2 protein-coding genes are annotated in these 588 nt (G+C 45.3%); both read right to left on the reverse strand.

The window, feature by feature from the left end:
- Positions 1-461: relaxase/mobilization nuclease domain-containing protein (locus AC1DWA_RS33090; RefSeq protein ID WP_477917669.1), on the reverse strand; the 461-nt coding region annotated here is incomplete at its 3' end.
- On the reverse strand, positions 443-586 hold the full coding sequence (mobC, locus tag AC1DWA_RS33095) for a plasmid mobilization relaxosome protein MobC (RefSeq protein WP_477917671.1): 144 nt from the start codon (positions 584-586) through the stop codon (positions 443-445). The genes AC1DWA_RS33090 and mobC, both read right to left, overlap by 19 nt.
- Positions 587-588: the final 2 nt, after the last annotated feature.

The following is a 588-nucleotide window of genomic DNA, read 5'->3' on the forward strand; positions in this document are numbered from 1 at the left end:
GTGTACCGAACATCGGCCGAGCGTTCTTCTACAATAGAAAGACCATATTCCTTACACAGTTCATCACTTATTTTGCGCCCATGGTCAATAGCTTCTTTGCCATGGGCATGAAACTTTCGGCCATCCTCATAGTTCACAGCATTGATAACAATGTGATTATGAATGTGATCCTTATCCGTGTGCGTGTAGACGGCCACCTCGTGACCTTTTGCCATCTTCTCAGCCAGTTGTAATCCAATTTTATTCGCTTGCTGGGGATCCACTTCATCTGGCTTAAACGACTGGATCACATGATGGGCTTGTATACCACCGCTTTTGCCCCATATTTCCCTTGTAGCTTTAAATTGGTTCCTTACATAGTMCACGTCGCAATCAAGCGAATTTGACACTTCAGCGCGCTTCTCAGCGTACTTCAGTAAAGCATTGGCGTTTTTCGTCGTACTCAGCTTAATTGTTGCCATGCTGCAGCCAGTCCCTTTTTGATTTCCTCAAGATTGTATACCAATCTCTCAAGCTCCTGTTCACTCAATTGCTCAATGTCTCGTGCATTGCACCATCTCGCAATCTGGTTCACATTGGTACCCACGG

The organism is Rhodococcus sp. P4_F3_2, assembly GCF_056401335.1.